A 21193-nucleotide genomic window follows, 5' to 3' on the forward strand; every position below is an offset into this window, starting at 1 on the left:
GCTCGAGGCGGGTGCCGAAGCTGGGGCGGTGGGGTTGGGGTCGATCGGGCTGGGGCTGTGTTGGGGGCAAGGAGCTGGGGTGGTCAGGGGCGGGGGGCTCGGTCGCGGAATTCCAGGGCGGCGGCTACGTGGTCGGCGGTGGGGCGGTCGGATTGGTCGAGGTCGCTGAGGGTCCAGGCGACGCGGAGGCAGCGGTCGGCGCCTCTGCCGGTGAGGACGCCGTGGGCCAGGGAGCGGTCGAGTAGGGCGGTGGTGGGTTTCGGGAGGGCGTATTCGCGGTGCAGGGCGGGGCCGGGGACGGCTGCGTTGTTGGGCCAGCCGTGCTGGGACCAGCGGTGCTGGGCGCGGGCTCGGGCGGCCAGGACTCGGTGGCGGACGGTGGCGGTGTTCTCGGGCGGGTTGTCGGGGTCGACGTGCATGTGGCTGAGCGGGCGCATGCGGACCTGGAGGTCGACCCGGTCCATCAGCGGGCCGGACAGGCGGGCGGCGTACCTGCGGCGGGCCGAGGACTGGCAGATGCATTCGCTGTCGCGGGGTGGGGCGCAGGGGCAGGGGTTGGTGGCCAGGACCAGCTGGAACTGGGCTGGGTAGCGGACCAGGCCGTCTCGGCGGGCCAGGCGGACCTCACCCTGTTCCAGCGCGGTGCGCATGGATTCCAGGCGTTGGGGGCCGAGTTCGCCGACCTCGTCGATGAACAGGACTCCGTGGTGGGCGGTGCTGATCGCGCCGGGCTTGGCCAGGCCGGAGCCGCCGCCGATCAGGCCCGCGACCGAGATGGAGTGGTGTGGGGCGATGAAGGGCGGGCTGGTGATGAGTGGGGAGTCGGCGGACAGGGTGCCTGCCAGGGAGTGGATCGCGGTGACTTCCAGGGACTGTTCGCCGGTGAGGGGTGGGACCAGGCCGGCTAGGCGTTCGGCGAGCATCGTCTTGCCGGTGCCGGGTGGGCCGACGAGCAGCAGGTGGTGGCCCCCGGCGGCGGCGACCTCCAGGGCCCAGCGGGCTTCGGGTTGGCCTACGACGTCGGTGAGGTCGGGGCAGGGGGTGGTCTGGGTGGTAGTCGTGGTCGGCTTCGGGGTGGGGAGGTCGGCTTCGCCGCGGAGCCAGCGGAGGACCTCGGCGAGGGTGTCGGCGCCGTAGACGTCGAGATCGGAGACCAGGCCCGCTTCGGGGAGGGCGGGGCTGGGGACTACGGCTCGGCGGATGCCTGCGCGGCGGGCGGCGAGCAGGGCGGGCAGGACGCCGCGGATCGTGCGGAGGCGACCGTCGAGGGCCAGTTCGCCGAGCAGGGCGGTGGAGTCGAGTGCTTCCTGGGGGATCGCGGCGGCCGCGGCCAGGGCGACACAGGCCAGGGCGAGGTCGTAGCCGGCGCCGGTCTTGGGGAGGGCGGCTGGGGACAGGGCGAAGGTGATCTTCCGGTCGGGCCAGGGTTCCTCGCTGTTGCAGACGGCGGCACGGACCCGCTCCTTGGACTGCTGGAGCGCGGTGTCGGGCAGGCCGACGATCTGGACGCCTGGGCGGCCGCCGCCGAGGTCGGCCTCGATCTCGACGAGGAGGCCGTCCACGCCGAAGAGGGCTACGGACCAGGCTCGGGCCGGGGGCATGGGGGCGACTCCAGGGAGAGGAAGGGGAGGGGAGCTTGGGAGGGCTTGGGACAGAGGGAGAAGGAGAGGAGGAGGGCTTGGTGCTGCGGAAGGTGTGAGGGGGCGGTCAAAGGCCGAGCAGAGAAGTGAGGTGGCGGGAGAGGGCTCTGGGGCGTGCGGGAAGGGAGCACGGATGAGGGCGTGCGGGGGTAGCCGGGGCTGGGGTGGCCTCGGCTGAGGTGCAGTGCGGGAGTGTTTGGACGTGTCGGGGCCAGGCGGGTGTTGAGGCCTGGGTGGCTCGGGCGGCCCCGGTGGGGCGGGCTCCGGCTGGGGTGACCAATGGGCTCGGGGAGGAGCCGGGCGCGAGCTAGAGGATGGCTCTGCGGTGGTCGAGGGTTGGGGGGTCGCCGGGCGGCCACAGGATGGCTACCAGGTCACAGCGGATGGGGACCCAGGGGACGTGGTGGAGGGTTAGCCAGGATTCTGTGGACTCGCGGATGCGGCGGGCCTGACGGGGGGTCAGGGCGGCGGCGGGGGGCTCGAACGACGGGTCGCTGCGGGTTTTGACCTCGCAGACGATCAGGGTTTGGCCGTCGGTGGCCACCAGGTCGAGTTCGCCGTGGCGGCAGGTGTAGTTGGTGTCCAGGATGGTCAGGCCCTGGGACTCCAGGTACTGGGCGGCCAGGGCTTCGCCTTTGCGGCCCAGGGATTTGTTGTGGTGGGTGGCGCGGGAACGCAGGGTGGTGGTGAGGGTTGCGGCTGCGTTGCCGGGGGTGGTGGGGGTGGCTTTGCGGGGCGGGGTTGTGGCGCGGGGCGAAGCTGCGGCTCGCGGTGGGGTTGCGGCTCGCGGTGGGGTTGCGGCGCGGGGCGGGGTTGCGGTGCGGGTGGGGGGTGTTGCGGTGGTGGGCATGGGGGCTCCCGGGGGTCGGAGGGGGTGTGCCTTCGACCTTTGTCGGGAGGGGGGGTTTTGCGCCAGGTGGGGTGGGGTGGGGCTGTGGATAAGTGGGTGGGTGTGGATGGGTTGCGATCTTGGGGGGTGGGGAGGGGGGAATGTGTGCTATTGGCCGAAGGGGCCTGATTCGGGGAGGCGGAGGTCTGGTTTGTCCAGTTCCTCGACGTTGACGTCCTTGAAGGTGATGACCCGGACGTTCTTCACGAACCTCGCGGGGCGGTACATGTCCCACACCCACGCGTCCGACATGCGCACCTCGAAGTAGACCTCGCCGTCGGCGTTGCGCACCTGCACGTCCACCGCGTTGGCCAGATAGAACCGCCGCTCGGTCTCCACGACGTAGGCGAACTGACCGACTATGTCGCGGTATTCCTTGTAGAGCTGAAGCTCCATCTCGGTCTCGTACTTCTCGAGATCCTCCGCGCTCATCCGCCTTCGACCCCTCGTCGTGACACTGCCGCCCCCTCAGCGAGGCGTCCTGGTGGAACCAACACATTCTGGACTACCGGGGCAACGCCGTTTCGGGCGGTCGCGAGCAATCCGGTTTTCACCCGCCGGGGCGGGGTCAGGCCATGTTCCTCGGCGGCGGCCACGACGTTGGCGTAGCTCCACCGGTGTTCGTCGGTGGGGCCGTGGGTTCGCAGTGCCGCACTGTGTTCCGCGGTGCTGTAACCCTTGTGCACATCGAAGCCGTACCTCGGGTGCCGCTGGTGTAACTCGGTCATGATGCGGTCCCTGGTGACCTTGGCCAGCACGCTGGCCGCGGCGACGCAGGCCACCGCCTGGTCGCCCTTGATGACCGGCATGTTGGGGGCGGTCAGGCCGGGGACCCGGAAGCCGTCGGTGAGCACGTAGCCGGGATGCGGTGACAGCCTCGCCACCGCCCGGCGCATGCCCTCCAGGTTGACCACGTGGATGCCGAGGGCGTCCACCTCGGCCGGGTCGACCACCACCACCGAATGTGCCACCGACCGGTCCAGGACCAGGTCGTACATCCGGTCGCGGGTGGCCGCGGTGAGCAGTTTGGAATCGGTCAGGCCCTCGAACCGGCGGGTGTCGCCTGGGCGCAGCACGCATGCGGCGACCACCAGTGGTCCGGCGCACGCGCCCCGTCCCGCCTCGTCGACCCCGGCCACCGGGCCCAGGCCGCGCCGGTCCAGCGCGGCTTGCAACGCCCAGTTGCCGGAGCTGCCGCGGACCACCGCTCGCGGTGGGCGCAGCTCGGCCTTCGAGTCATCCGGACGGGGCGACACCTTGGCCCCAGCCATGATCAGTCGAGATCCCGCTTCTTCCGGGAACGCAGCGGACGTAGGCCCCGGCGGATCAGCCACAGCGTGGGCACGGCGCCCACCATGCCGATCCCCGCGGGGATCCCGGCCTGCCACGGCGCGGCGCCAAGGGCGGCGGCCTGCGGGTTCGGGTCGTCGATGGTCTGCCAGCGGCCTGGCGGCAGCACGATGACCTGCGCCTTGCCGATCACGTTGGCCACCGGCACCGGACCGTGCCCCTCGGCCCGGGAGTCCGAGGAGTTGTTCCGGTTGTCGCCCATCATCCAGAGGTGGCCCTGCGGCACCGTGATCGGACCGAACCGGGTCTGGTCCTGGGCCCCGCCGTTGCGCTCGGGATCCCAGTACAGGTAGGGCTCGGTCAACGGCTTGCCGTCGACCAGCAACCGGTTCTGGTCGTCGCAGCACTGCACGGTCTGCCCGCCGACCGCGATCACCCGCTTGACGAAGTCCCGCTCGTCCGGCGGCGCGAGGCCGATGAACGAACCGAGGCCCTGGAACCAGCGGATGAAGGAACTCGACGAGCGGGATCCCACGATCTCCGGGCTCCACGAGTCGGGGCCGCGGAAGACCACGACGTCACCCGGCTTGGGATCGCTGAAGCGGTAGGTCACCTTGTCGACCAGCACCCGGTCGTTCGTGCACCCGTCGCAACCGTGGAGCGTCTGCTCCATGGACTGCGACGGGATCACGTACACCCGGGCCAGGAACTCCTGGATCAGGAAGGTGAGCAGCAGCGCGACCACGATCAGGATCGGCAGCTCCTTCCAGAAGGAGCCCTTTTTCTTGGGCTTCTTCGTATGGAAGGGCTTCTCCTCCGACGCCCCGGCCCCGGCACGCGGGGTGCCGTGGGCGGGGGTGGAGTCATCCGGATCGTTGTGCTGAGGCTGGGAAGCCACGATGTCGGCCACCGAATCAGGCTACGTGACGGAGACGACGCCCGATCACTTGGCGGGGACCGTGTCCCGCTTCTCCTTGATCTTGGCGGCCTTGCCGCGCAGGTTGCGCAGGTAGTAGAGCTTGGCCCGGCGCACGTCGCCGCGGGTCACCAGCTCGATCTTGGCCAGGTTCGGGGAGTGCACCGGGAAGGTGCGCTCGACGCCGACGCCGAAGGAGACCTTGCGGACGGTGAAGGTCTCGCGGATGCCACCGTTCTGGCGGCGGATGACCACGCCCTGGAAGACCTGCACGCGCTCACGAGAACCCTCGATGACGCGAACGTGCACCTTCAGCGTGTCCCCCGGGCGGAATTCCGGGATGTCAGAACGCAGCGACTGGGCGTCCAGAGCGTCCAGGATGTTCATGGGTGTTCCGTCCTCGTCATTCTCAGAGTTCTCACTTACGCCCTAGGTCCATCGCCGGGTGTGCGAGAGGGCCCGTCAGGGGTGAGCTTCCGGTGTGCGCGCCGGTCAGGGACCGGCAGCAGCAACCTGTCCAGTGTGCCAGACGGGGTAGTCGGGCACGAAATCGGCCTGCTCAGGCCGGGTGCTCCTCGGCGCGGAGCTGTTCGAGCAGCTTGCGGTCGTGCTTGTCCAGCGACTCCGCGGGCAGCGCGGCCAGCAGCTCGGGACGGCGGTGGTAGGTGCGCTCCAGGGCACGGTCCCGGCGCCAGCGGTTGATCGCGGCGTGGTTGCCAGAGCGCAGCACGTCGGGCACCGGCATGTCCTGCCAGACCTCGGGCCGGGTGTAGCTGGGGCCTTCGAGCAGCCCGTCGGAGAAGGAGTCCTGCTCGTGCGATGCCTGGTTGCCCAGCACCCCCGGCAGCAGCCGGACCACCGCCTCGACCATGACCAGCACCGCGGCCTCGCCGCCGATGAGCACGTAGTCGCCGATGGAGACCTCGTCCACCGGCATCCGCCGCGCGGCCGCGTCCACCACCCGCTGGTCGATGCCCTCGTAGCGCCCGCAGGCGAAGACGAGGTGCTGCTCACGGGCGTAGGCGTGGGCCATGGCCTGGGTGAACGGGCGGCCGGCCGGGGTGGGCACGATCAGCCGGGGGGTGGGTTCGGCCGGGCAGATGGCATCCAGTGCCTCGCCCCAGACCTGCGGTTTCATCACCATGCCCGGCCCGCCGCCGTACGGGCTGTCATCCACCGAGCGGTGCACGTCGTGCGCGTAGTCGCGCAGGTCGTGCACGCCGAGCTGGATCAGGCCGCGGTCCAGGGCCTTGCCGAGCAGCGCCTCCCGCAGCGGGGAGACGTACTCGGGGAAGATGGTGATGACGTCGAGGCGCACGCGCGTGTTCGTTCCTACTGGTCGAAGAGGCCCTCGGGCGGGTCGATGACGACCCGGCCGCCGGCGAGGTCGACCTCGGGCACGATCGCGGCCACGAAGGGCACGAGCAGCTCAGTGCCGTCGGCGTCGAGCACGAGCAGCTCGCCGCCGGGGCCGTGGATGACCTCGCGCACCACGCCGATGGCCGCCCCGGTGGTGTCCACCGCGGCCAGGCCCTCGAGCTGGTGGTCGTAGAAGGAGTCCGGCTCGGTGATCTCGGGCAGCTCGCTGACCTGGACGGTGAGCAGGACGCCGCGCAGGGAGTCGGCGGCACCGCGGTCGGCGATGCCCTCGAAGCTCACCAACAGCCGCCCGGCGTGTGGCCGGGCGGCTGTGACGGTGAGACGTCGGGCAACGCCCTGACGCGGCTTGCCGGTCAGGACGGTGCCGATGGCGAACCGGTCGTCCGGCTCGTCGGTGTGCACGTCCACGACGAGTTCGCCGCGGATGCCGTGCGACCGGGCGATACGCCCGACGACCACTTCGGTGCTCACGGAGATGACGTCCGCGGCGCTCAGCGGTCGGTGTCGACGACGTCGACCCGGAGGCCGCGGCCGCCGATACCGGACATGACGGTGCGCAGGGCGGTCGCCGTGCGACCGCCGCGGCCGATCACCTTGCCGAGGTCCTCGGGGTGCACGTGCACCTCGAGAGTCCGCCCACGGCGAGTCGTGATCAACTGGACGCGCACGTCGTCCGGGTGGTCGACGATGCCGCGGACCAGGTGCTCAAGAGCGTCCGCGAGTACCGTCATGCGCCGGCGTCCTCGGCCTTCTCGGCACCCTCGGCGGCGGCCGCGGGGGCCTCCTCAGCGGGCTTGTCGGCCTTCTTCGGGGCCTTCTTCGACTTCGGCGTGGTGGCGTCGGTCGACGGCTCCTCGCCGGCGGCGGCGAGCGCGGCCTCGAACAGGGACTTCTTGTCGACCTTGGGCTCCTTGACCTTCAGGGTGCCCTCGGCGGGGGCCGGCAGGCCCTTGTACTTCTGCCAGTCACCGGTCAGCTCGAGCAGGCGCTGCACGGGCTCGGTCGGCTGCGCGCCGACACCCAGCCAGTACGCCGCACGCTCGGCGTTGACCTCGATGAAGCTCGGCTCGTCCTTGGGGTGGTACTTGCCAATCGTCTCGATCGCCTTGCCGTTGCGCCGGGTGCGCGCGTCGGCGACCACGATGCGGTAGTACGGCTGGCGGATCTTGCCAAGGCGCATGAGCTTGATCTTGACGGCCACGGGTAGCGGTGCTCCTCGAAATTTTGTGCTGCTCACGGGTGAGCGCCCACCTGTCCGCGTGGGGTTGCGGGTGTGGTGCGCTCGGTTGTCGGAGCCGTGGCACGGTGAGAGGGACCGACCATGGCGGACAGCCAGCCATTGTGCCAGACGGGGTGCGCCGGGGACGAATCCGGGGGCGGTTCAGGCGAAGGCGGACAGCGTGACGCCTGCCTCGGTCAGCGCGCTCCGGACCGCGATCGCGTGCGCCACCGCGCCCGGGGTGTCCCCGTGCAGGCAGAGCGAGCGGGCCTGGCTGGCCAGCACCGATCCGTCCACCGCGACGATCTGGCCGCGCTCGGCCAGCCGCACCGCGCGGTCCACCACCTCGGCGGTACTGGTCAGCAGCGCGCCGGGCTGACTGCGCGGGACCAGGGTGCCCTCCGGGGTGTAGCCGCGGTCGGCGAATGCCTCCTGGACCGCGGGCAGGCCGGCCGCCTCGGCCGCGGCGAGCAGCCGGGAGCCGGGCAGGCCGAGCACCGGGAGTTCGCCGAAGGCACGCACGCCGGCGACCACCGCGGCGGCCTGGGCCTCGTGGTGCACGACCGCGTTGTAGAGCGCGCCGTGCGGTTTGACGTAGCGGACCTCGGTGCCCGCCGCGCGGGCGCACGCGGAGAGCGCGCCGATCTGGTAGAGCACCTCGTCGGCCAGCTCGGCCGGGTCGGCGTCGATGAAGCGGCGGCCGAAGCCGGCCAGGTCGCGGTAGGAGACCTGGGCGCCGACCGCGACCCCTGACCTGGCCGCGGCCTGGCAGACCCGGCGCATGGTGGCCGGGTCGCCCGCGTGGAAGCCGCAGGCCACGTTGGCCGAGGTGACCACGTCCAGCAGTGCCTCGTCATCGCCCAGCCGCCAGATGCCGAAGCCCTCGCCGAGGTCGCTGTTGAGGTCCAGCCTCATGCCGGGATCACCCCTGTCATGATCAGCAGCATGCCCAGCGCGGGCAGCAGGTTGTTGACCTGGTGCACCACGATGCTGGCCAGCAGGCCGCCGGTGTACATCCGGGCCAGGCCCATCGGGATCGCGATGAACAGCAGCAGCGGGGTGCGCTCCGGCTCGAAGTGCGCGACCGCGAAGACCATGGTGCTCAGCACGAACGCGGCCCAGCGGCCCCAGCCGAGGCGTTCCACCGCGCCCCAGAGCAGGCCGCGGTAGACGATCTCCTCGCACAGCGGGCCGACCAGCCACAGGTGCAGGAAGACGACCACGGCCAGCACCGGGGACATGGTCGCGCCGTCGAGGACCTTGCCGACCGCGGAGTTGGCCTGGTCGTTGCCGACCCAGGCGGCCCAGATCCGGGTGGCGTAGAGGGTCGGCACCAGGGCGATCGCGCCGATGGCCAGGCCGATGCCGGCGTGCCGCCAGTTCCAGCGCAGCCGCAGGTCGGCCAGTGGGCCGTTGCCGCGCAGCATGGTGATCAGCACCGCGACCAGCGCGCCGGTCAGGGTGGGCAGGGCCAGCACCGCGACCAGCTCGAACTGCCCGATCCGGGCGCCGGGGGCGGGCCGCAACAGTGCACTGAGCGTGACCGAGACCAGCAGGAACGCACCGAAGGAGACCACGAACGCGCCAAAGCCCCACCGATGCGGTTTGGCCGGGGTGTCGAAGAGCGCGTCCGCCGGGCGCTCGCCGAGGCCGCGCAGGATCGCCCACCAGCGGAGCCCCGCTGGAGGATCGCCCACCGGCTCCGGCGTCTGCGGTGCGTTCACGGGCGCCTCCGAGCGGCTGGGCTTGCGATCGGGAAGAACTGTCCCACTCTAGCCAGAAGGACTACCCGGCGTAGCGGGGCCGGGACCTAGGACGGCACCAGGTTCGCGCCGAAGAAGAAGATCAGCGCAGGCAACAGGTTGTTCACCGCGTGCGCCACGATGCTGGCGCCGATGCGCCCGGTGAGCATCCTGGCCCAGCCCATCGCGACGCCCTGGGCGAACAGCGCCAGGGTGCGGTCGGGTTCCTGGTGCATGAGGGAGAAGACCAGCGCGGTGAGCACCAGGATCGCGTACCTGGGCACCCGGTACTGCTCCAGCGCGCCCCAGAGCGCGCCCCTGGTCAGCAGTTCCTCGGTGAGCGGGGCGCCGATGAACAGGAACAGGGCGAGCAGGGCCAGCCAGACGGTGCGGCCCTCGTTGCCGGCGAAGATGCCGGTGGCCGGGGGTGGGGAGCCGCCGCCGAGGCCGAACACGATCGGGTTGATGAGGAAGGCGGCGCCGATGGAGATCGCGCCGCAGACCAGGCCGACCCTGAGGTCGCGCAGGGTGGGCACGATGCCGAAGTCGCGGCGCAGACCGCTGCCCTTCCACCAGCTCGCGATGGCCGGGACCAGGCCGAGCAGCAGGTTGGGCGCGAAGGAGAGCAGCAGGAGCGGGCCGAGCACCGGGGGTTCGGCGGGGTCGAAGCCGCGGAACTGACCGGCCATCACGGCGTTGATGATCAGTCCGGCCAGGTGGAAGGCGCCGTAGCCCAGGACGAAGACCAGGATGCCCCAGTGCACGCTGGTCCGGGTGGCGGCGACCTGCTGGGCTTCGTAGTAGGTGGGGTGCAGGTAGGGATCGCGGTTCTGGTCGACGTCGCGCATGGGGGCGGAGTAGGTGGACCAGGACGGGGGTGCGGCCGGGGCGGGGCCGTAGCCGGGGATGTCGGCCACCGGGAAGGTGGCTGGGGGCTGGCCGAGGCCGTGCGGCTGGGCGGCGGCACCGGCGGGCGGCGCGGCGGCTGGGACCGAGGGCGGCAGGGCAGCGGGGGCGCTGAGATGCGGCGCGGCGGCGGGGGCGGCGGCTGCGGGTGCTTCGGCCTGCGGTGCGGTGGGCCAGGTGGGTGGCGGCTGGCCAGGGGACGCCGCGGCGGCCGTGGGCTCGCCGGGTGGCGGGGCTGGGCTGCCGGGTGGCGCCGGGCGGGTGAAGCCCGTGGGTGGGGTGGGCGCGTCCGCGTGGTCTGGGGCCCCTGTCATCTGGTCCTCCCCCGAATCAGGTGTACGGGTGGCCGCCGAGCACGACCAGTTCCGGGCTGCGCAGCACACCCAGGTCGCTTCTCGGGTCCTCGGCGTATACCACCAGGTCGGCCGGTGCGCCGTGGGTCAGGGCCGGCCTGCCCAGCCACTCGCGGGCGGCCCAGGACGCGGCGCCGATGGCCGCCTCCCTGCTCATGCCCACCCGGTGCAGGGCGGCGATCTCGTCGGCGATGCGGCCGTGTTTGATGCCGCCGCCGGCGTCGGTGCCCGCGTAGACCGGGACGCCGGCCTCGATCGCGGCGGCCATGGTGTCGGCGCAGCGGGCGTGCAGGTCGAGCATGTGCTCGGCGTAGCGCGGGTACTTGCCCGCCTTGGCCGCGATGCCGGGGAACAGCTCGATGTTGATCAGGGTGGGGACCAGCGCGGTGCCGCGGCGGGCCATCTCGGCGATGGTGTCCCCGGTCAGGCCGGTGCCGTGTTCGATGCAGTCGATGCCCGCGTTGACCAGGCCGGGGACCGCGTCCTCTGAGAAGACGTGCGCGGTGACCCTGGCGCCGGCGGCGTGCGCGGCGGCGATGGCCTCGGTGAGGATCCGGTCCGACCAGAGCGGGGCCAGGTCGCCGGTGCCGCGGTCGATCCAGTCGCCGACGATCTTGACCCAGCCGTCGCCATCGGCGGCCTGTTCGGCCATGGCCGCGGGCAGCAGTTCCTCGTGTTCCAGTTCCGCGCTGATGTAGGGGATATAGCGCTTGGGACGGGAGAGGTGCCTGCCCGCGCGGATGATCCGGGGCAGGTCGGCGCGCTCCTGCAGCGGGCGGGTGTCCAGCGGGGAGCCGCAGTCGCGCAGCAGCAGCGCGCCGGCGTCGCGGTCGGTGCGGGCCTGGTCGACGGCCTCGGGCAGTTCCACCGCGCCGTTGGGGCCAAGGCCGACGTGGCAGTGCGCGTCGACCAGGCCGGGCAGCAGGTAGCCGCCCTCGTGCAAGGTCTGGGCGGCGCGGACGGGCTCATGCGAGATGAGCCCGTCCGCGATCCACAGGTCCCGGTGTTCGCCCTCCGGGAGGAGGACGCCGCGCAGGTGGAACGCTGGTGGTGCCTGGGTCACTTGTCGAACTTCAGCTTCGAGGGGTCGAAGCCGGGCGGGAGCTGGTCCAGGTTGGACAGCGCCGGGGGCAGCTCGTTGAGGCCCTTGGGCATGCCGGACAGGTCGGGCATGCCGCCGGGGAAGCCGGGCATGCCGCCCATGCCGGGGAAGCCGCCGCGGATCTTGGGCGGGGTCGGGCCCTTGCCCTTCTTCCCCTTCTTGCCCTTGCGGCCCTTGCCGCCGCCCCTGGTGGCGCTGCCGCCGCCGATGCCGAAGCGTCCGGCCATCTGCTGCATCATCTTCTTGGCGTCGAAGAAGCGGTTGACCAGGTTGTTGATCTCGCTGATCGCCACGCCGGAGCCCTTGGCGATGCGCTGCCGCCGGGAGGCGTTGATGATCTTCGGGTCGGCCCGCTCGGCCGGGGTCATGCCGCGGATGATCGCCTGCACCCGGTCCAGCTGCTTCTCGTCGACCTGGGCGATGGCGTCCTTCATCTGCCCGGCGCCGGGCAGCATGCCGAGCAGGTTGGCGATCGGGCCCATCTTGCGCACGGCCATCATCTGCTGGAGGAAGTCCTCCAGGGTCAGCTCGCCGGCGCCCAGCTTCTGCGCCTGCTTCTCCGCCTCCTGGGCGTCGAAGACCTGTTCGGCCTGCTCGATCAGGGTGAGCACGTCACCCATGCCGAGGATGCGGCTGGCCATCCGGTCGGGGTGGAAGACGTCGAAGTCCTCCAGCTTCTCCCCGTTGGAGGCGTACATGATCGGCTGGCCGGTGACCTCGCGGACGCTGAGCGCGGCGCCACCGCGGGCGTCGCCGTCGAGCTTGGTCAGCACGACGCCGGTGAAGCCGACGCCCTCCTGGAAGGCGGTCGCGGTGCTGACCGCGTCCTGGCCGATCATCGCGTCGACCACGAACAGCACCTCGTCGGGCTGCACGGCGTCGCGGATGTCCGCGGCCTGCTTCATCAGCTCCTCGTCGACGCCGAGGCGGCCGGCGGTGTCGACGATGACCAGGTCGTGCTGGGACTTGCGGGCTTCCTCGATGGCCAGCCTGGCCACCGCGACCGGGTCGCCGACGCCGTTGCCCGGCTCGGGCGCGAACACCGGCACGCCTGCCCGCTGGCCGACCACCTGGAGCTGGTTGACCGCGTTGGGCCGCTGGAGGTCGCAGGCGACCAGCAGCGGGGTGTGGTTCTGCCCGGCCAGGTGCTTGGCCAGCTTGCCGGCCAGGGTGGTCTTACCGGCGCCCTGCAGACCGGCGAGCATGATCACCGTGGGCGGGGTCTTGGCCAGGTTGAGCCGACGGGTCTCGCCGCCGAGGATGGCGACGAGTTCCTCGTTGACGATCTTGACGACCTGCTGGGCCGGGTTCAGCGCCTGGGAGACCTCGGCGCCCTTGGCCCGCTCCTTGATCTGCGCGATGAAGCTGCGCACGACGGGCAGCGCCACGTCGGCCTCGAGCAGTGCGATCCTGATCTCGCGACAGGTCGCGTCGATGTCGGCATCGGACAGTTTGCCCTTGCCGCGCAGGTTCTTCAGGACCGATGTGAGGCGGTCGGAAAGGGTGTCGAACACGGGTCTCGGGCTCCAGCGGGGTCAGGACGGCAACAGAGTTCCTGACCCTAAGGCTAGCCGTCAGCGCGACCGCGAACCCACCAACTCCAGTTTCAGGCCGTTCGCGACGTCCGAGCGGTAGATCAGGGTGACCTCCGGCCAGCCCCGCAGCGGCCGTCCGGCGGTGAGCCGGGCGCTGATCCGCAGGGCCCGCCGGACGTGTCTGGCGAAGGAATGCGGGCGGATCACCCTGGCCCTGGCGCGCTGTCCCTCGCGGGCCTGTTCGGGGCTGACCTCCAGCCACAGCATCCGCGGCCGGCGGCCGGAGAGCCGGGCCAGCAGGGACAGCCAGGTGCGGGTGGTCACCCTGGTGGCGGGCTCGTGCACGAGCACGGGGCCGGGCGCGGTGAGCGCGGCCCAGACGATGCGCAGGTGGTGCAGCAGGTGCACCAGCGGCCGGTAGCAGCGGTAGGGCAGGTTCGGCAGCCACTCGGCCAGCGGGTCGCGGACCTGGTCGGAGTCGAGCACGGTGTACGGGCCGCTGGCGCGCAGCTTGCGCAGCAGGGAGGACTTGCCCGCCCCTGGTAGGCCGGCGAGCAGCATCAGGTCGTGCGGTCGTGCTCGGACCACGAGTGGTCCGGTGCCGGGGCGGCTGGATGTCACGCCGGTGCTGTCCACAACTGAAGAACGTACGGGGCGAACCAGGACGTTCCGCCCACAGCCCGTCGACAGCTGATCGACAGGTGGCTACCCGGAGAGCACCGATGGCGGCCTGGACCCCTCACCGGGCCGCCATCGGCTCTCCGCTGGTGACGCTGTGGCCTCCTGCCACGGCTCCCCACCGTGGTCCCCGAACCGCGTCACGGCAGTCAGCCTGGTCCATTCGTGCAGGTCAGCGCAGCGTGATGGCCCGTGAACCGGACCACGTGGAACTACCTACGTCCCGCTACGCAGCCCTGCCCCCGTTACGGAGCGGGCTGCTGCTCAGCGGGCGGCGGCCAGCACCGCCTTCTCGATCTTGCGACGGGCCGGGCTGCCGGGCTCGTGCAGGCCGTTGTCGGCGGTGGTGAGGCTGAAGGAGTCCACGACGGTGCCGCCGAGGGTGGCCACCCTGGCCCAGCGCACGTCGACCTTGCAGCTCTCCAGTGCGGCCGCGATCCGGTGCAGCAGGCCGATCCGGTCGGTGGCACGCAGTTCCAGCACCACCGCGCCGCTGGCCTCGTCGTCGAACCAGAGCACCTTGGGCGGGGCGATCTGCTCGGGCGGGCCGCCGTAGTCGCGTTCCTTGGCGGCCAGCCGGTCGGTCAGCGAGAGGGTGCCCTCGACCACCTTGACCAGTTGCTCGCGCAGCAGCGCGGCATCGGGCAGGGTGCCGAAGCGCGGGGACACGGTGAAGGTCTCCACCCCGGCCCCGGCGTACGCGCTGACCTCGGCCGCGTGCACCTCGAGGGAGTTGAGCGCGAGCACGCCGCTGGCCAGGGAGAGCAGGCCGATCCGGTCCGGGGCGAGCACGGTGACGGTGGCGGTCTGGCCGTTGGGGGTGATCACCACGTGCGGTTTGCCGGAGGCGACCGCGGCCTCGGCGAGGGCCTGCTGTTCCGGGTCGAGCGGGCCGGGGCCTTCCAGCGGCTCCCCGGCCATCGCGGCGCGGCAGCGGCGGACCAGGTCGGCGATCAGCGCGGCCTTCCACTCCGTCCACACGCCGGGTCCGGTGGCCAGTGAGTCGGCCTCGGCCAGCGCGTGCAGCAGTTCCAGGGCCACCGGGTCGCCGTCGAGGGTGTCCACCACCCGGTGCACGGTGGCCGGGTCCTCCACATCGCGGCGGGTGGCGGTGTGCGGCAGCAGCAGGTGGTGCCGGACCACCCTGGCCACGATGGTCACATCCGAGGGCCACAGGCCGAGGCGTTCGCAGACCTGGGTGGCCAGTGCGGCGCCGACCTCGGAGTGGTCGCCGTCGCGGCCCTTGCCGATGTCGTGCAGCAGGGTGGCCAGCAGCAGCAGGTCGGGGCGGGAGACGGTGGTGGCCAGCCGGGCGGCGTTGGCCACCGCGTGCACCAGGTGCCGGTCCACCGTCCAGGTGTGCGCGGCATCGCGTGGCGGCAGGTCGCGGACGGCGCCCCACTCCGGGAACAGCCGTCCCCACAGGTCGGTCCGGTCCAGCGCCTCGACCACGTCGATCAGCCCGCGTCCGCAGCCGAGCAGGGCGAGCAGTTCCTGGCGGGCCGCGCTGGGCCATGGCCTGCGCAGTTCGGGCGCGGAGTCGGCCAGCCGGGCCAGCGTGCCGGCGGCGATCGGGCTGCCGGTGCGCGCGGCCGAGGCGGCCACCCGCAGCAGCAGGCCGGGATCGCGGGCCGGCACGGCGTCGCGGGCCAGCGCTACCTCGCCGCCGTGCAGCACCACGCCGTCGTCCAGTGGCCGCCTGGCCGGGCCGCGGTTCCACGGGGCGCGACTGCTGAGCGCGGCGAAACCCTTGCGGGGCAGGGCGTTGCGCGCGGTGCGCAGGGCCACGTCGACCGCGTAGGCCACGGTGCGGCCGGTGGCGGAGAGCAGCCTGGCCAGCTCGAAGCGATCGCCGACACCCAGTGCCATGGCGATCTCGTCGCCGTCCTCGGCCCGGATGACGTCGCGGGCCTTGCCGACGCCGCGGTGCAGTTCGGTGCGCACGTCCAGCAGCAGCGTGCGGGCGGCGCGGACCTCGGCGCCGGGCCGGTCCACCAGCTGGGTGGCGGCCAGCGCGTCGAGCAGGTTGAGGTCGCGCAGGCCGCCCTTGCCGTTCTTCAGGTCGGGTTCGACCCGGTGCGCGACCTCGCCGGAGCGCTGCCAGCGGTGTTCGGCGGCCTCGACCAGGTCCTCGAACCGGGTCCGGATGCCCGCCCGCCAGCTCTGCCGCGCGCCGGCGGCGAGTCGTTCGGACAGCGCCTGGTCGCCGACCAGGTGCCGAACCTCCAGCAGGCCGAGCGCGGCACGCAGGTCGGTGGCGGCCACCTTCTCCGCCTCCGAGAGCGTGCGCACCGAGTGGTCCAGGCCGACGCCGGAGTTCCACAGCGGGTACCAGAGCCGGTCGGCCAGCGCGCCGACCTCGGTCCGTCCATTGTGGACAAGAACCAGGTCGAGGTCGGAGTGCGGGGCCAGTTCGCGGCGGCCGAGCGCGCCCACGGCGACCAGTGCGGTGCCGCTGCCCGCGCCGCCGATGCCCGCCATGCCGGCGTGCGCGGCCAGCCAGAAGTCGTGCAGGTCGACCAGCGCGGCGCGTAGTGGCTCCGCGGCCAGTTTCCGGTGCCCTGGCGCGGGCGCCAGCAGCAGCTGCCGCGCTCGCACCAGGTCCGCCGCGGTTGGCCCGACCGATTCGCTGACCCCTGCGCTCATGCTGTGCCCCGCCTTGCTCGCAAGACGCCGGATGTGGCGATCCCGTTGGGCGCCAACGGGACCGCCACATCCGGCCCTACCTACCTGTGGAACTGCTCAGATCGCGTCGGTGCCGCGTTCCCCGGTGCGCACCCGCACCACCGTGTCCACCGGGGTGACCCAGACCTTGCCGTCGCCGATCTTGCCGGTGCGGGCGGATTCGACGATCGCGTCGACCACCTTGTCCACCCCGGTGTCGTCGATGAGCACCTCGATCCGGACCTTGGGCACGAAGTCCACGGCGTACTCGGCGCCGCGGTAGACCTCGGTGTGCCCCTTCTGCCTGCCGTAGCCCTGCACCTCGCTGACGGTCATGCCGAGCACACCGAGCTGCTCCAGCGCGGCCTTCACGTCGTCGATGGTGAACGGCTTGACGATCGCGGTTACCAGCTTCATGCCTTGCTCTCCTCAAGACTCGCGGTGGTGGAGGTCCCCGCCGACTTGAAGGCGCCGCCGCGGCCGCCGAAGGTGGCGAACTCGTAGGCGCTCTCCGCGTGTTCGGCCTCGTCGATGCCCTGGACCTCGGCCTCCGGATCGACCCGGAAGCCGACGGTGACCTTGACCAGGAAGGCGATGAGCAAGGAGAGCACGAAGGAGTAGGCGAGCACCGCGAACGCGCCGACCGCCTGCTTGCCCAGCTGGTCGAAACCGCCGCCGTAGAACAGGCCGTTGACCTTGGCCGGGGCGGTCTCGGAGGCGAACAGGCCGATCAGCAGGGTGCCGGCCAGACCGCCGACCAGGTGCACGCCGACCACGTCGAGCGAGTCGTCGTAGCCCAGCTTGTACTTCAGGCTGACCGCCAGGGCGCAGAGCACACCGGCGATGGCGCCGACCGCGATCGCGCCCAGCGGGGTGACCGCGGAACAGGCCGGGGTGATGGCGACCAGACCGGCCACGATGCCCGAGGCCGCGCCAAGGGTGGTCGGCTTGCCGTCGCGGATGCGCTCGACCAGCAGCCAGCCCAGGGTGGCGGCCGCGGTGGCGACCAGGGTGTTGACGAAGGTGACCGCCGCGGTGGTGTTGGCAGCCAGCGCGGAACCCGCGTTGAAGCCGAACCAGCCGAACCACAGCAGACCCGCGCCGAGCACCACCAGCGGCAGGTTGTGCGGCTTCATCGGCTCCTTGGGCCAGCCGCGCCGCTTGCCCAGCACCAGCACCAGGGCCAGTGCCGCGGCACCGGCGTTGATGTGCACCGCGGTGCCGCCGGCGAAGTCGATCGCGGCCAGCTGGTTGGCGATCCAGCCGCCGGGGTCGATGACGTTGCCGTCCGCGTCCTTGCCGTCGAAGTCGAAGACCCAGTGCGCGACCGGGAAGTAGACCACCGTCACCCAGAGCGCGGTGAACAGCAGCCACGGCCCGAACCGGGCCCGGTCGGCCACGGCGCCGGAGATCAGCGCCACGGTGATGATCGCGAACATGGCCTGGAAGGCGACGAACGCCGTAGTGGGGATGGTGCCGGACAGCGACTCCGGACTCAGCAGGCCGTCAAGGCCGAAGAACTCGGTGGGATCGGCCAGCCAGCCGCCCGCCACGTCCTTGCCGAAGGTGAAGGAGTAGCCGAAGAGCACCCACAGCACGCCGACCACGGCCATGCTGCCGATGCTCATCATGAGCATGTTGAGCACGCTCTTCGCGCGCACCATGCCGCCGTAGAAGAACGCAAGCCCCGGCGTCATGAGCAGCACCAGAGCGGCGCTGATCAGCACCCAGGCGGTGTCGCCTTGATTCATTCTCGTTGTCCTCCCGTGCCTGCCACGTTGCACGGAAGGATCGAGATCCGGTGTTTCGTCCGGTTACGCCGGAGGTTTCACCGGCGTGAACTGTGCCGACGGTGTTGTTACGGCTGCGTTGCGCAGACCGTCCAACAGGACACCCAGATTGCGCCGCCACTGGTCCGGACGGGCGAGCAGGCCCATGGTGCGTTCGGCCGGGATGGCGGTGGCCAGCACGAAGAACACGTCGTGCGGGTCCAGGTCGGTGCGGATGGCGCCCGCGTCCTGGGTGCGCTGGATCAGGGCGGTGACCTCGTCACGGAGGCGGTCGAGTGGGCCGCCGAGGTTGAGGTCGCCGTCGCCGGCGAGCGCGGCGTGCAGGCCGCAGCTGGCCGCGCGCAGCTGCACGTAGGACTCGGCGAACCCGGCGAAGGCCAGCCACGGATCGGGTTCCCTGGCGGCCTCGGTGACCAGCTCGGCCATCGAGTCGATGGTGTCGATCAGGATCGCGCCGATCAGCTTCTCCACCGAGGGCACCCGGCGGTGCACGGTGCCGAGGCCGACCCCGGCCCGGTGCGCGATCTCCCTGGTGGTGACGCCGAGGCCCTGCTCGTCCAGGGCGGCGCGGGCGGCGGCCACCAGCCGGGCCACGTTGCGCCGGGCGTCGGCGCGCGCGGCGCCAGTGGAGAGCAGCTGCTCGACGGCGGACATGCCGGCAGTCTAGGGTCGAGCTAAACGGGTCACTGTGACCCGTTTATGAGGAGGACCCGATGATCGGAGTGGGCATCCTGGGCGCGAGCCCGGACCGGGGCTGGGCCGCCATGGCGCACCTCCCGGCGCTGGCCGCGCTGCCGGAGCAGTACCGGCTGGTCGCGGTGGGCACCAGCCGGGCGGAGAGCGCCCAGGAGGCGAAGCGGCGGTTCGGCGCGGCACACGCCTTCACCAACGCGCAGGAGCTGGCCGGTCATCCCGAGGTGGACCTGGTGGTGGTCACGGTGAAGGTGCCGGCGCACCGGGAGCTGGTGCTGGCCGCGCTGGCCGCGGGCAAGCACGTCTACTGCGAGTGGCCGCTGGGCCGCGACGCCGCGGAGGACGAGGAACTCGCCAAGGCCGCCGAGGCGGCCGGGGTGCGTGCGGTGATCGGCCTGCAGGGCCGGTTCAGCCCGGCGGTGGTGGCGGCGAAGAAGCTGATCGACGAGGGCCGGATCGGGCGGATCCGGACGGCCACCCTGCTCAGCGCGCGGGCCAGGGGCGGCGCGGGCGGTGTCCCGGCCTGGATGGCCTACACCTTCGAGAAGGCCAGCGGCGCCGGGCTGGTGGAGGTGCTCGGCGGGCACGCGGTGGACCTGTTGCGGCACCTGGCCGGGCCGATCCGCTCGTTCAGCACCCGCAGCACACTGCAGGTGACCGAGCAGGTGATCGCCGAGACCGGGGAGCGGATCACCCCGGACACCCCCGACCACCTGGCCGCGGTGGCCGAACTGGACGGCGGCGCGCTGGCCACCGTGCTGGTGCACGACAACGAGCAGTTCCGGCCCAGGGTGCACCTGGAGATCGCCGGGACCGAGGGCAGCCTGACCCTGGTCTCCGCGCCGGAGCCCCAGTCGCTGGCGATCCAGCCGCAGATCGCACGGCTGGAGCTGCGGGACACCCACGGCGAGCCGGTGCCGCTGCCGGGTTCGGCGCTGCCGGTGCCCGCGGTCAACGTGGCCGGGCTCTACCGGCAGCTCGCGGTGGACCTGCGCACCGGGTCCAGGGTGGTCCCGGACTTCCGGGACGCCCTGGACCTGCACGAACTCCTGGCTATGTGAGCAGAGCGTCCACGAAGGCGCCGGGGGCGAACGGGGCCAGGTCGTCCGGACCCTCGCCAAGGCCGACCAGCTTGACCGGGACACCCAGTTCACGCTGGACCTGGAAGACGATGCCGCCCTTGGCGGTGCCGTCCAGCTTGGTCAGCACGATGCCGGTCACCTCGACCACATCGGAGAACACCCTGGCCTGGGTGAGGCCGTTCTGACCGGTGGTGGCGTCCAGCACGAGCAGCACCTCGTCCACCTTGGCCTGCTTCTCCACCACCCGCTTGACCTTGCCCAGCTCGTCCATCAGGCCGGTCTTGGTGTGCAGGCGGCCCGCGGTGTCCACCAGGACCGCGTCCACGCCTGCCTCCACGCCGCGCTTGACCGCGTCGAAGGCCACGCTGGCCGGGTCGGCGCCTTCCTTGCCGCGCACGATCTCCGCGCCCGCGCGCTCGGCCCAGGTGGCCAGCTGTTCGGCGGCGGCGGCGCGGAAGGTGTCGGCCGCGCCCAGGATCACCGTGCGGCCATCGCCCACCAGCACCCTGGCCAGCTTGCCGGTGGTGGTGGTCTTGCCGGTGCCGTTGACGCCGGTGATCAGCAGCACCGCCGGGCGGCCGTCGTGCGGCAGCGCGCGCACCGAGCGGTCCATCTCCGGCTTGAGCGCGTCCACCAGCACCTCGCGCAGCACCGCGCGGGCCGCCTCCGGGGTGCGCACGCCGCGGGTGACGATCTCCTTGCGCAGCCGGTCGATGATCTCCGCGGTGGTGGCCGCGCCCAGGTCGGCCAGCAGCAGGGTGTCCTCGACCTCGGTCCAGGAGTCCTCGTCCAGATCGCCGGCGCCGAGCAGGCCGAGCAGGCCCTGACCGAACGCGGAACGGGACTTGACCAGCCGTCCGCGCAACCGCTCCAGGCGGCCCGCGGTGGGCGCGATCTCATCCGGCGCCGGACGCGACTCGGCGACCACGACCGGCTCGATCGGGGCAGGCGCCTCGGCCGCGGGCGGCAGCGGCACGTCCACGATGTCCCGGCGCGGGGTGTCCCTCGGCACCGCGGCGTCATCGCCCACCCCCGGCTGCCCGTCGACCTCGGTGCGCTCGGTCACCGGGTGTTCGGGTTCGACGGCCGGCGCGGTGGCGGTGTCCGTGCCGGGGGCGAAACTGATCTTGCTGTCCGCCTGGTAGGTCGACCGGGCCGGGACCGCGGGCTTGGCCTGCTCGGCGATGCTCACCCGGCGGCGCCTGGCCAGCACGATCCCGGTGACGAGCGCGACGAGCAGCACCGCGGCGACGGCTACGGCGATCCAGATCATTACTTCGGTGGACACGCCCCCATCCTCGCATCATGGGCGGT

Annotated in this window: 22 protein-coding genes; 1 reads left to right on the top strand and 21 read right to left on the bottom strand. The window is 71.9% G+C overall.

The features are described 5' to 3' along the window. Positions 1-83: 83 nt before the first annotated feature. The 20 genes from HNR67_RS40980 to HNR67_RS41075 form a co-directional block, all read right to left on the bottom strand. Positions 84-1601: a YifB family Mg chelatase-like AAA ATPase gene (locus tag HNR67_RS40980; protein ID WP_185009047.1), complete on the bottom strand. Its 1518-nt coding sequence runs from the start codon at positions 1599-1601 to the stop codon at positions 84-86. 346 nt (positions 1602-1947) lie between these two features. After that, positions 1948-2490, bottom strand: a complete 543-nt coding sequence (locus tag HNR67_RS40985; RefSeq protein ID WP_185009049.1) for a YraN family protein — start codon at positions 2488-2490, stop codon at positions 1948-1950. Between the two features lie 147 nt (positions 2491-2637). Next, positions 2638-2961, bottom strand: a complete 324-nt coding sequence (locus HNR67_RS40990) for a DUF2469 domain-containing protein (RefSeq protein WP_086790123.1) — start codon at positions 2959-2961, stop codon at positions 2638-2640. Then, positions 2958-3800 (bottom strand): ribonuclease HII, encoded by an 843-nt coding sequence (locus tag HNR67_RS40995; protein ID WP_185009051.1) that lies wholly within the window; start codon positions 3798-3800, stop codon positions 2958-2960. The genes HNR67_RS40990 and HNR67_RS40995 overlap by 4 nt, the downstream gene beginning before the upstream one ends. Before the next feature lie 2 nt (positions 3801-3802). Then, positions 3803-4729, bottom strand: coding sequence for a signal peptidase I (gene lepB, locus HNR67_RS41000; RefSeq protein WP_407645168.1), 927 nt, complete (start codon positions 4727-4729; stop codon positions 3803-3805). A gap of 33 nt (positions 4730-4762) precedes the next feature. Next, entirely contained in the window at positions 4763-5122 is a 360-nt protein-coding gene (rplS, locus tag HNR67_RS41005; RefSeq protein ID WP_185009053.1) for a 50S ribosomal protein L19, read from the bottom strand. Between the two features lie 172 nt (positions 5123-5294). Continuing rightward, entirely contained in the window at positions 5295-6053 is a 759-nt protein-coding gene (gene trmD, locus HNR67_RS41010; RefSeq protein WP_185009056.1) for a tRNA (guanosine(37)-N1)-methyltransferase TrmD, read from the bottom strand. A gap of 14 nt (positions 6054-6067) precedes the next feature. Then, complete coding sequence (rimM, locus tag HNR67_RS41015) at positions 6068-6586, bottom strand: ribosome maturation factor RimM (protein ID WP_185009058.1); 519 nt, start codon at positions 6584-6586, stop codon at positions 6068-6070. A gap of 20 nt (positions 6587-6606) precedes the next feature. Beyond that, the gene (locus HNR67_RS41020) at positions 6607-6846 is read right to left on the bottom strand and encodes an RNA-binding protein (protein ID WP_086789136.1); all 240 of its coding nucleotides are present in this window, start codon (positions 6844-6846) and stop codon (positions 6607-6609) included. Continuing rightward, entirely contained in the window at positions 6843-7316 is a 474-nt protein-coding gene (gene rpsP, locus HNR67_RS41025) for a 30S ribosomal protein S16 (protein WP_185009060.1), read from the bottom strand. The genes HNR67_RS41020 and rpsP overlap by 4 nt, the downstream gene beginning before the upstream one ends. A gap of 180 nt (positions 7317-7496) precedes the next feature. Further along, a complete protein-coding gene (locus tag HNR67_RS41030; RefSeq protein ID WP_185009062.1) occupies positions 7497-8249 on the bottom strand; it encodes a LamB/YcsF family protein in 753 nt (250 codons plus the stop codon). Further along, positions 8246-9058, bottom strand: coding sequence for a CPBP family intramembrane glutamic endopeptidase (locus HNR67_RS41035; protein ID WP_312989263.1), 813 nt, complete (start codon positions 9056-9058; stop codon positions 8246-8248). Before HNR67_RS41035 ends, HNR67_RS41030 begins: the two co-directional genes overlap by 4 nt. 86 nt (positions 9059-9144) lie before the next feature. Next, the gene (locus HNR67_RS41040; RefSeq protein ID WP_246492709.1) at positions 9145-10296 is read right to left on the bottom strand and encodes a CPBP family intramembrane glutamic endopeptidase; all 1152 of its coding nucleotides are present in this window, start codon (positions 10294-10296) and stop codon (positions 9145-9147) included. A gap of 16 nt (positions 10297-10312) precedes the next feature. Next, positions 10313-11398 (bottom strand): amidohydrolase family protein, encoded by a 1086-nt coding sequence (locus HNR67_RS41045; protein ID WP_185009064.1) that lies wholly within the window; start codon positions 11396-11398, stop codon positions 10313-10315. Beyond that, a complete protein-coding gene (ffh, locus tag HNR67_RS41050) occupies positions 11395-12951 on the bottom strand; it encodes a signal recognition particle protein (RefSeq protein ID WP_185009066.1) in 1557 nt (518 codons plus the stop codon). Before ffh ends, HNR67_RS41045 begins: the two co-directional genes overlap by 4 nt. A gap of 60 nt (positions 12952-13011) precedes the next feature. Continuing rightward, positions 13012-13560, bottom strand: a complete 549-nt coding sequence (locus tag HNR67_RS41055) for an AAA family ATPase (protein ID WP_312989265.1) — start codon at positions 13558-13560, stop codon at positions 13012-13014. Positions 13561-13914: 354 nt separating this feature from the next. Then, entirely contained in the window at positions 13915-16296 is a 2382-nt protein-coding gene (locus tag HNR67_RS41060; RefSeq protein WP_185009068.1) for a [protein-PII] uridylyltransferase, read from the bottom strand. Positions 16297-16392: 96 nt separating this feature from the next. Beyond that, a complete protein-coding gene (locus HNR67_RS41065; protein WP_185009070.1) occupies positions 16393-16731 on the bottom strand; it encodes a P-II family nitrogen regulator in 339 nt (112 codons plus the stop codon). Further along, complete coding sequence (locus HNR67_RS41070; protein WP_185009072.1) at positions 16728-18065, bottom strand: ammonium transporter; 1338 nt, start codon at positions 18063-18065, stop codon at positions 16728-16730. Before HNR67_RS41070 ends, HNR67_RS41065 begins: the two co-directional genes overlap by 4 nt. A gap of 63 nt (positions 18066-18128) precedes the next feature. Further along, the gene (locus HNR67_RS41075; protein WP_185009074.1) at positions 18129-18758 is read right to left on the bottom strand and encodes a TetR/AcrR family transcriptional regulator; all 630 of its coding nucleotides are present in this window, start codon (positions 18756-18758) and stop codon (positions 18129-18131) included. 59 nt (positions 18759-18817) lie between these two features. Between HNR67_RS41075 and HNR67_RS41080 the strand changes: the two genes are divergently transcribed. Further along, positions 18818-19858: a Gfo/Idh/MocA family protein gene (locus HNR67_RS41080; protein WP_185009076.1), complete on the top strand. Its 1041-nt coding sequence runs from the start codon at positions 18818-18820 to the stop codon at positions 19856-19858. On the opposite strand, the gene ftsY is transcribed toward HNR67_RS41080, so the two are convergent. After that, a complete protein-coding gene (gene ftsY, locus HNR67_RS41085; protein WP_407645169.1) occupies positions 19851-21167 on the bottom strand; it encodes a signal recognition particle-docking protein FtsY in 1317 nt (438 codons plus the stop codon). The genes HNR67_RS41080 and ftsY overlap by 8 nt on opposite strands. Positions 21168-21193: the final 26 nt, after the last annotated feature.

This window comes from Crossiella cryophila (assembly GCF_014204915.1).
In the GTDB taxonomy this organism is placed as follows: Bacteria; Actinomycetota; Actinomycetes; order Mycobacteriales; family Pseudonocardiaceae; genus Crossiella; species Crossiella cryophila.